Origin of the sequence: Hamadaea sp. NPDC051192, from assembly GCF_040682475.1 — a bacterium.
Lineage (GTDB): Bacteria > Actinomycetota > Actinomycetes > Mycobacteriales > Micromonosporaceae > Hamadaea > Hamadaea flava.
Map to the genome: position 1 here is coordinate 1 of NZ_JBFBAZ010000209.1, position 9897 is coordinate 9897.

Sequence of the window (9897 nt, forward strand, 5' to 3'; positions counted from 1 at the left end):
AGCGGCACGGGCCGGCCGACGAGCGCGTCGAGGCACATCATCTCGGCCCAGATCGGAAGAGCGGCGAGGTTGACCGTGCTCCCCCGGAAGTTCGTCCGCTCGAGATCCTTCGACAGGCTCGAAGCCCGCAGCGCGCGCTGAATGCCCTGCGCCGCCACCGCACCCGCACCGGCCAGCGCCAGCCGGCCCAGCATCCGCCCGATTCCCATGTCAGGCGGGCATCTTCGGCATCAACGTGGTCGCGCCGGACCCGACGCCGTACTGTCCCGTCTTGCCGACCACCAGTTGCTCCCAGGTCGCCAGCGCGGACACCACCTGACCCTGCGCGGTGTTGGCGTCATCCACAGTCGACACGGACTTCACCAACGCCGGATCCGCGCGCACAGCCGAGATGACGTTGCCGTCCCCGCCGAGGACCCCGGCCACCACGACCGGACCGGCCTTGTCGAACTGCACCACGGTGGTCTGCACGTTGCTGTTCTTGTCCGACGCCGAGGTGTCGGTGTACGGCATGCCCGAGATGATCACCGCCGCCTCGGCGGGCCCGCTGACCTTGCCGTCCACGCTGAGATAACCGGCCTTGTTGAACGCGGTCAGCACCGAGTTCATGTCAGCCGTCGTGACGGCGGGCGTGCGGTCCATCAGCACCGCCGAGAGCAGCGTGCTCGCCAGCTCCTGGGCGTCGCTGCTGGACGGCAGCGCCGTGGCCGGGACGCTCGGCGGCAACGCGTTCTCCGCCAGCTCCATCAGCTCGCTGTCGTTCGACGGGTCGGTGAACTTGTCGTTCAACGCCACCGTGCCGGTGACCTTCGCGCCCGCGACACCCAACTGCTTGGTGACGCCGTCGACGAACTCCCGCCCGGACGGCATCACGACGATGACGATCCGGCGCGAGGTCAGCTTGCCGGTCAGCAGATACGGAGCGGACTCGGCGACGTAGTCGTCCTTGCGGTTCTGCTCCACCGCCAGCCCGTCGAGCTGATCCCGGAGCTGGCTGTTGGACTTGCGCAGCGAGTTCACCGTCTCATTCAGGGCATCGGCCGCCGGCCCGTTGAGCGCCGCCGTCCCGACGACCAGGCCGATGGCCAGCGCGAGAAAGACCGCCGTGAGCGACACGACGTGGTACCTGAAGTTGATCACGATCCGTATCCCTAGAACAGCCGCTGCACTTGGAACATGAGATTGTCCCACCACTCCGCGACCACAGCGAGATAAGCCTTACCTACGGTGGAGACCGCCACTGCCGCCGCCATCGCGGCGATCGCCGACAGCACCAGAAGCAGCAGAGACGAGCCGGAGATGCTCTGCCGGTAGAGCCGGCTGACGCCCTTGGCGTCGACGAGCTTGCCGCCGATACGCAGCCGCGTCAGGAACGTCGACGCCATGCCGCCCCGGCCCTTGTCGAGGAACTCGACGAGCGTCGCGTGGGTGCCGACCGCCACGATCAGCGAAGCGCCCTTCTCATCGGCCAGCAGCATCGCGATGTCCTCGCTGGTCGCCGCGGCCGGGAAGGTGATCGCCGGCACACCGAGCTGATGCATCCGGGCCAGGCCCGGCGCCCGCCCGTCCGGGTACGCGTGCACGATCACCTCGGCGCCGCAGCGCAGCACGTCGTCGGAGACCGAGTCCATGTCGCCGATGATCATGTCGGGTGTGTAGCCCGCCTCGACCAGCGCGTCCGCCCCGCCGTCCACCCCGATCAGCACCGGCTTGAACTCACGGATGTAGGGCCGCAGCACGTCGAGGTCGGCCTTGTAGTCGTAGCCGCGGACCACGATCAGGCAGTGCCGGCCGGCGACCTGCGTCGCGACCTCCGGCACGCCGACGCCGTCCAGGAGCAGATCCCGCTCCTGCTTCAGATACTCCATGGTGTTGGCGGCGAACGCCTCCAACTGCACGGACAGGCCCTCCCGGGCGTCCACCATGGACTTGGCCACCGATTCGGCGTCCTGCCGGATGCCATGCGCGACCGGCTCGTCACCGAGGAAGACGGTGTTGCCCTCAATGCGAAGTTCATCGCCCTCGCGGACATTCTGGAAGACGCCCTCGCCCAGATCGTCGAGAAGCAGTACGCCTGCCTCGATCAGCACCTGCGGGCCGAGGTTCGGATAGCGGCCGGAGATCGACGGCTTGGCGTTCAGCACCGCGCCGACGCCCACCGCGACCAGAGCATCGGCCGCGACGCGGTCGATGTCGACGTGATCGATGACCGCTAGATCGCCCGCGCGTAGCCGTCCGACGAGCCGTTTGGTCCGTCGGTCGAGCCGTGCGGTGCCGATGATCGTGCCCGGTTCGGCGCCCCGGGTCCGGCGCAAGGTGGGTAGACGCATCGGGGCCATCCTGGCATGCCAGCTCCGTGATCGCCTACTCGACATGCTGATCACGGTACTGCGCTGGGGTTCTTCATCGGGGGCAGAGTGACCCACTCGGGATGGACGGTCTGATCCCCACGCGGAGCGCTATGCCCGCAATGCCGCCTTTGCGTGCTCGCCGGACGCTGCCGCCAGGGCACATTCATGATCAGGGTCAATTCTGCGTCGCTATGACGCCACAGAAGTTCCCTTGATCATGACGGAGCCGCAGAGAGCGGCGTACGAGAGCGCCACAGCGTTGCTCACCTCATCGGTGCGCTCTTCCAACGGCGAGCACGGCGAAACAGCCGCATTCGCCGGAACCCCTGCGGTGAGGCGGTTATCCGCGTTCGCGGGCCGCCACGGCAAGCAGCTCTTCGGCGTGGGCGATGCCGAGGTCGCTGTCCGGCAGACCGGCCAGCATCCGGGCCAGCTCCCGCGACCGCTCGGTCTCCTCCACGACGCGTACGCCGCTCGTGGTGATCGCCCCACCTGTGTCCTTGGCCACCACCAGATGCCGATCGGCGAACGCGGCGACCTGGGGCAGGTGCGTGACGACCAACACCTGGTGGCTGCGCGCGAGGCGGGCCAGGCGCTTGCCGATCTCGACCGCGGCGGTGCCGCCGACACCCGAGTCGACCTCGTCGAAGACCAGCGTCGGCGGGCCGCCGACCCCGGCGAAGACCACTTCGATGGCCAGCATCACCCGGGACAGCTCACCGCCGGAAGCGCCCCGCTGCAACGGCAACGCGGGCGCGCCCGGATGCGCGATCAGGCGCAGCTCGACCTCATCCGCCCCGTCCGCGGTGACTCCGGCCTCCTCGCCGTCGACGACCAGCGCCGGCTCACCCCGCCCCGGCGTACGCGCCGAGACGACGAACTCGACCCGGGCGTGCGGCATGGCGAGCCCGGCGAGTTCCACGGTGACCTGCTCGGCGAAGGTGCCGGCGGCGGCGATCCGGGCGGCGCGCACCTTCGCGGCAGCGACCGCCACCTCACCGGCCAGCCGCAGCCGCTCCCGGTCCAGCTCCTCGAGCGCCTCGTCGGAGACGTCGAGGTCGGCCAGCCGCGTCCGGGCCCGGTCGGCCCAGGCGATGACCCCGTCCACGTCGTCGGCGTACTTGCGGGTCAGCGCACGCAACGCGGCGCGGCGCTCGTAGATCGCCTGCAGCCGGTCCGGGTCGGCGTCGAGGCTGGCGAGGTAGGTGGACAGCTCGACCGAGACGTCGGCCAGCAGCGTCGCGGCCTCCTCCAGCCGGGCGGCCAGCTCGCCGAGCACCGGGTCGACCGTGGACTGCGCCTCCAGGCTGCGCCGGGCGGCGTTGAGCAGGCTGTTGGCGTCCTCCGCCTCGTCCTCGCTGGAAATCGCGTGATGCGCCGTGCTGGCAGCCGTCCGCAGCCCCTCGGAGTGCTCCAGGCGCTGGGCTTCGATGCGCAGCTCGTCGTCCTCGCCGGGCTGCGGGTCGACGCGGGTGATCTCGTCCAGCCCGAGCCGCAGCAGATCGGCTTCCTGGCTGCGTTCGCGGGCGTTGCGGCGGCGGTCGGCCAGGTCGTCCTCGGCCCGGCGCCACGCGGTGTGCAGCTCGCGGAACTCGGTGAGCAGCTTCTCGTGCTCCGGACCGGCGAACCGGTCGAGCGAGCCGCGCTGCTCGGCCGGCCGCAGCAGCCGCAGCTGGTCGGATTGCCCGTGCACGGCCAGCACCTGCTCGCCGATCTCGCCGAGCAGGCTCACCGGCACCGAACGCCCGCCGACATGCGCCCGGGAGCGGCCTTCGACGGTGACCGTGCGGTTGAGCAGCCAGCTGCCGTCGTCGTCCATCTCCGCGCCCGCGTCGGCCACCCGGGCGGCGACCGCGGCGGCGGTCTGGGTGGGCAGCCGCAGCCGGCCCTCCACGATGGCCCGGCCCGGTTCGGCCCGCACCCGCCCGGCATCGGCCCGGCCGCCGAAGAGCAGCCCCAGGCCGGTCACGACCATAGTCTTGCCGGCACCGGTCTCACCGGTGATCACGTTCATGCCACGGGTCAGTGGCAGAGTCGTGTCCTCGATGACCCCGAGGCCGGTGATGCGCAACTCCTCCAGCACGACACAGAGATTAGTTCAGGCGTACGACGGTGTCACCCGCCGGGCGTCGCGCGCAGTGATAACAGCAGGTGAACGAGCTCAAGCCTGACCGCGCCAACCGACCACGGGCAGCTCGAACTTGGCCACGAGCCGGTCGGTGAACGGGCGCGGCCGCAGCCGGACCACGCGTACGGGCAGCTCTCCTCGACGGACGGTGACCCGGGCGCCCGGTGGCAGGTCGACCGTCCGGCGGCCGTCGCAGCACAGCAGCGCGCCGGTCGTGTAGGGCTCCACCGTGATCATGAACGTGGACGTGGGCGCGGTCACCAACGGGCGGCTGAACAGCGCGTGCGCGCTGATCGGCACCAGCAGCAGGGCTTCGACCTCGGGCCAGACCACCGGGCCGCCCGCCGAGAACGCGTACGCCGTCGACCCGGTCGGCGTCGCGCAGACCACACCGTCGCAGCCGTACCGCGACAGCGGCCGGCCGTCGACGTCGACGAGCAGCTCCAGCATCCGTTCCCGGGCGTTCTTCTCGACACTGACCTCGTTGAGCGCCCAGGACGAGGCGAGTTCGATCTCGCCCAGTTCGACCGTCACGTCCAGGGTGAGCCGCTCGTCCACGGTGTACTCCCGGGCGACGACGTCCCGGACGGCCTGGTCGAGGTCGTGGATCTCGGCCTCGGCGAGGAAGCCGACCCGGCCCAGGTTGATCCCGAGCAGCGGAGCGCCATAAGGACGGGCCAGCTCGGCCGCTCGCAGGAACGTGCCGTCGCCGCCGAGGGCGAAGACGATCTCGGTCCCGGCGGCCGCCTCCGGCCCGCACACGGGGGTCACCCCGGGCAGGTCGAGATCCTCGGCCTCCTCCTCCACGACACGTACGCCGAAGCCGGCCGCGAGCAGGTCGGTCGCGACCGTCCGGGCGTGTTCCGTGGAGTCCTTGCGCCCGGTATGGGTCACCAGCAGCGCGTCCCGCCGCTCAGCCATCAGCGCCGCCCTCCCCGCCTGTTTCCGACACCTCCGAATGTGACACACCGGCCACCGTGGCGACCTCCCCGGGGTCGACCGGCGGTGCGCCCTTGCGGAACCAGAGGAAGAACTCGACGTTGCCCGACGGGCCGGGCAGCGGCGAGGCGACCACTCCGGCGACGCCCAGTCCAAGATCCCACCCGGTACGCGCGACGTCCACCACGGCTTCGGCGCGCAACGCCGGATCCCGGACCACACCGCCGGCCCCCACGCGTTCCTTGCCGACCTCGAACTGCGGTTTCACCATCAGGGCCAGATCGCCGTCGGTGCACGCGGCCAGGGCGGGCAGCACCAGCCGCAGCGAGATGAAGGACAGGTCGGCCACGGTCAGCTCGACCGGCCCCCCGATCGCGTCCGGCGTCAGCGTACGCACGTTGGTCCGCTCGATGACCGTCACGCGCTCGTCGGTCCGCAGCGACCACGCGATCTGCCCGTAGCCGACGTCGACCGCCGCCACGTGCGCCGCACCCCGGCGCAGCAGCACATCGGTGAACCCGCCGGTGGACGCGCCCGCGTCGAGGCAGCGCCGCCCCTCGACGGCCAGCCCCCGCGGGGTGAACGCGTCCAGGGCGCCGGCGAGCTTGTGGCCGCCCCGCGACACGTACTCGTCGCCGACTTCCGGCCCCGTCACGCGTACCGGATCCGCCGTGTCGACCATGGCCGCCACCTTGCGAGCGACCTGACCGCGGACCTCTACCCGGCCGGCCTCGACCAGTGCGGCCGCCTGTTCCCGAGACCGGGCGAGCCCCCGGCGGACCAGTTCGGCGTCGAGGCGCAGTCGTCGTGCCATGGTGCTCCGCTCAGGCGTCGTCGATGGTGGACAGCGTCTCCCGCAGGGTGCGGTGCGCCGCCTCGTACGCCGCGATCTGCTCCCCCACGGGCAGCTCGGCGGCGTTCTGCAGCGACCGCAGCGCCGCGTCGACGGCCCGATGGCCGGTCGCGCCGGGCGCGCCGCCAGCCGGCTCGAGGTCCGGCTCGAAGTCGGGCTCGAGGTCCGGCTCGGCCGAGGTCACGAAGTGGCCTTCTTGGCGGGCGCCTTCTTGGCCACCGTCTTCTTCGCGACGGTCTTCTTCGCCGGAGCCGAAGCCGTCTTCTTCGCCGCAGCCGAGGCCGAAGTCGTCTTCCGGGCGGCCGGGCTGGCGGGCTCAGCCTTGGCCGGACCCAGCTTCTCCTCCTCGGCGAGCACCGTCTCGACCGGCGTCGCCGCAGCCGCCTTGGCCGGCGCGGCGGTCTTCTTGGCGACCGTCTTCTTCGCGACCGTCGCCTTGGCCGGAGCCGCCTTCGACGCCGGGGCAGCCTTCGACGCCGGGGCAGCCTTCGCCCCAGCCGTCTTCGCCGCAGCAGCCTTCGCCGGAGCCGAAGCCGAAGCAGCGGCAGTAGCCGGAACGGCGGCCAGCTTGGCCTCCAGCTCGTCCACCCGCTCGCGCAGCTCGGTGACTTCCTCCGCCTTGACCAGGCCGACCCGGCCGAGCGCCTTGTCCAGCTCGCTCTGCACCAGCTTGGTGATGGCGCTGCGGTTGGCGTCGGCGCTGGCCATCAGATCCTCGGCCATCGTCTGGAGTTCCCCGGCCTTGGCGTTGCCCTTGCCCACGATCTCGCGGACGGCCTTCTCCGCCTTCTTCCGCGAGGTCTTGGTGAGCCCGTAGGCCATCTCGAGGTACGACCGCCATGCTTCGGCCATCGCCCGCTCCCTTCGTCCGCGCGCCCGCCGTTCTGCCCGGGACGGCAGGCGCGACAAGTCCATGGGTGGACGGCGGAAGCCGCCCAACAGGAACCAAACTACCGTTCGGTGTTGGACGTGACGGCGTAGAGGGCGGTGAGATCGTCCGCGACGTGCGTCGGGCGCAGCTCCGGCGGGGTCTGCTCGATGTCCGCGCGGCTGCTGACCCCGGTCAGCACCATCAGGCTGTCGACCCCAGCATGGCGCGCGCCCGCGATGTCGGTGTCCAGCCGGTCGCCGACCACCAGCGGCCGCCGGGCGCCGGTCAGCCGGGAAGCCGCCTCGAACAGACCGGGCTCCGGCTTGCCGATCACCAGATCCGGCTTGCGATCCAACGCGGTCGCGATGACCGACACGAGGGAACCGTTGCCCGGCAAGGGCCCGCGCGGGCTCGGCAGGGTCCGATCGGTGTTCGTGGCGACCCACAGCGCGCCCGCCCGGATCGCCAGCGACGCCTCCGCCAGCTGCCGCCAGCCCACGTCCGGCCCGTAACCCTGCACGACCGCCACCGGCTTGTCGTCCGCGCCCTCGACCAGACTCAGCCCGGCCTCGCGTACCTCGTCCCGCAGCGCGTCCGCGCCGACCACCAGGACGGGCGCGTTCGCCGGGAACCGGCCGGCCAGGGTCGCGGCCGCGGCGCCCGCGGAGGTCAAGACCTCGGCGGCGCTCGCGGCCACACCCATGCCGGACAACAGCTCCGCGACTTCAGCCGCTCGGCGTGAGGCGTTGTTCGTCGCGAACATCACGGGTACGCCGTCGGCCCGCAACCGGCCGATGGTCTCCACCGCGCCCGGAATCGGCCGGTCGATGAGGAAGACGACGCCGTCCAGGTCCAAGATGACCAGGTCGTACGCGTCGACCAGGCGACCGGCCGAAGCCACGCTCATTCGCCGCGCCGATCAGGGACGCTGATCGCCGGACTCGTCACGGCCGGCGGCCGGACGGTCGTCGATCCGGTTGACCTCGGCAGCCGGGATGTCGGCATCCGCGTCGAGATCGGCGTCGATCTCGTCGTCGTGCTCGTCCGCGAGGGAGTCGATGCCGTTGTTCTCGCCGCCGACCGCGTCGTCCTCGTCGTCCTCATCGTCCTCATCGGACTCGTCGTCGTAGCCGTCCGAGTCCTCGTCGTCGTCTTCCTCGTCGCCTTCGCGGTCTTCGTCGCCGTCTTCGTCGCCGTCTTCGTCGTCTTCGTCGTCGTCTTCGTCGTCTTCGTCGTCGTCTTCGTCGTCTTCGTCGTCGTAGTCCTCATCGGACTCATCGTCGTCGTCTTCGTCGTCGTCGTAGTCCTCATCGGACTCGTCCTCGTCGTCCTCATCAGACTCGTCGTCGTCCGACTCGTCCTCACCCGACTCCTCGGCGTCCTCGTCCTCGTCGTCTTCCTGGTCGTCGTCCTCCAGGTTGACGCCGTCGAGTTCGAGCAGCCGCTCGGCCGCGTCGGTGTCGCCCTCTTCGTCGGTCTCGGCCGCCCGGGAGAACCACTCACGGGCCTCCTCGGTACGCCCCGCACCGAGCAGTGCGTCGGCGTACGCGTACCGGAGCCGGGCAGCCCACGGCTCGCCGCTGTCGGAGGTCAGCTCCCGAACCTGGAGCATCGCGACGGCGGCGTCCTTCTGCCCGAGGTCGCCCCGAGCGCCGGCGGCCACGATGAGCAGCTCGATCGCCTCGGTCTGGCCCTGCTTGGCCCGGTCGGCCGCGCGGAACATGTCCACGGCCTTCTCCGGCCGGCCCAGCGCCCGCTCGCAGTCGGCGAGGACGGCCAGATGCGTCTGCCGCCCGGTCAGCCGCTGATAGGTGCGCAGTTCCGAGATCGCGGTCTGCCACTCCCCAGCCCGGTACGCCGCCAGCCCGACCGCCTCGCGTACGGAGGCGATCCGGGAGGCCAGCCGACGGGCGGCGATGGCGTGCTCCAGCGCCAGCGGCGCGTCCTCGTCGATCAGGTAGCCGGTGGCCACCAGGTGCCGGGCGACGCGCTCGGCGACCGGACGCGCCAACGTCAGCAGCTCGGCGCGGATCTCGGTGTCGAGCTCGTCAGCCTGGATGTCCTCGGGGATCTCCGGACCCTGCTGGCGCTCCCGGCCCTCGGCGTACCCGCCCTCGGTGAACCCAGCCTCGGTACGCGTCTCGCCCTCGGCGCCCTCGCCGTCCCGGACCGGGCGCTCGCCGCGGTCGCGGAAACCACCCTCGCGGTCGCGGAAGCCGCCTTCGCGACGGTCGCCGTAGCCACCCCGGTCGCCGCCACGGAAGCCACCATCACGGTCCCCACCACGGAAGCCGCCCTCGCGGTCGCCGCCACGGAAGCCACCGTCACGGTCCCCGCCCCGGAAGCCACCGTCACGGTCGCCACCACGGAAGCCGCCTTCGCGACGGTCGCCAGAGTCGCGGCGCGGGCCACGGTCGCCATAGCCGCCACGATCGCGGTCGCCACCACGGAAACCGCCGTCGCGCTGCGGGCGGTCCCCACCACGGAAGCCACCGTCACGCTGGGGACGGTCTCCACCACGGAAGCCACCGTCACGCTGCGGACGGTCACTGCGGAAGCCACCCTCACGGCGCTGTCCACCCTGGAACCCGCCACGATCGCCACCGCGCGAATCCCGGTCCCCACCACGGAAACCGCCGTCACGCTGGGGACGGTCACCGCCACGGAAGCCGCCTTCGCGACGGTCGCCAGAGTCGCGGCGCGGGCCACGGTCGCCATAGCCGCCACGATCGCGGTCGCCACCACGGAAACCGCC

At 71.4% G+C, this 9897-nt stretch carries 8 protein-coding genes and 3 pseudogenes; 1 reads left to right on the plus strand and 10 read right to left on the minus strand.

What is annotated here, in order from left to right; translation table 11 throughout:
- The 10 genes and pseudogenes from AB0M47_RS40230 to AB0M47_RS40275 form a co-directional block, all read right to left on the minus strand.
- A pseudogene (locus AB0M47_RS40230) lies at positions 1-209 on the minus strand (hypothetical protein); the annotation flags it as partial.
- 1 nt (position 210) lies between these two features.
- Complete coding sequence (locus AB0M47_RS40235) at positions 211-1140, minus strand: copper transporter (protein WP_363423619.1); 930 nt, start codon at positions 1138-1140, stop codon at positions 211-213.
- Between the two features lie 11 nt (positions 1141-1151).
- Entirely contained in the window at positions 1152-2330 is a 1179-nt protein-coding gene (steA, locus tag AB0M47_RS40240) for a putative cytokinetic ring protein SteA (protein WP_253762295.1), read from the minus strand.
- Positions 2331-2691: 361 nt separating this feature from the next.
- Positions 2692-4434, minus strand: a complete 1743-nt coding sequence (recN, locus tag AB0M47_RS40245; RefSeq protein ID WP_363423621.1) for a DNA repair protein RecN — start codon at positions 4432-4434, stop codon at positions 2692-2694.
- 78 nt (positions 4435-4512) lie between these two features.
- Positions 4513-5400, minus strand: coding sequence for an NAD kinase (locus AB0M47_RS40250; protein ID WP_363423623.1), 888 nt, complete (start codon positions 5398-5400; stop codon positions 4513-4515).
- A complete protein-coding gene (locus AB0M47_RS40255) occupies positions 5393-6232 on the minus strand; it encodes a TlyA family RNA methyltransferase (RefSeq protein ID WP_363423625.1) in 840 nt (279 codons plus the stop codon). Before AB0M47_RS40255 ends, AB0M47_RS40250 begins: the two co-directional genes overlap by 8 nt.
- A 10-nt stretch (positions 6233-6242) precedes the next feature.
- Positions 6243-6455, minus strand: coding sequence for a hypothetical protein (locus tag AB0M47_RS40260; RefSeq protein ID WP_253762291.1), 213 nt, complete (start codon positions 6453-6455; stop codon positions 6243-6245).
- Positions 6452-7123 (minus strand): phasin family protein, encoded by a 672-nt coding sequence (locus tag AB0M47_RS40265; protein ID WP_363423627.1) that lies wholly within the window; start codon positions 7121-7123, stop codon positions 6452-6454. Before AB0M47_RS40265 ends, AB0M47_RS40260 begins: the two co-directional genes overlap by 4 nt.
- A gap of 125 nt (positions 7124-7248) precedes the next feature.
- A pseudogene (locus AB0M47_RS40270) lies at positions 7249-8049 on the minus strand (HAD-IIA family hydrolase); the annotation flags it as partial.
- A 12-nt stretch (positions 8050-8061) separates the two neighbouring features.
- Positions 8062-9153, minus strand: a complete 1092-nt coding sequence (locus AB0M47_RS40275) for a Replicase polyprotein 1ab (RefSeq protein WP_363423629.1) — start codon at positions 9151-9153, stop codon at positions 8062-8064.
- Between AB0M47_RS40275 and AB0M47_RS40280 the strand changes: the two are divergent.
- Positions 9118-9897, plus strand: a pseudogene (locus AB0M47_RS40280) (hypothetical protein); the annotation flags it as partial. The gene AB0M47_RS40275 and the pseudogene AB0M47_RS40280 sit on opposite strands and share 36 nt — an antisense overlap.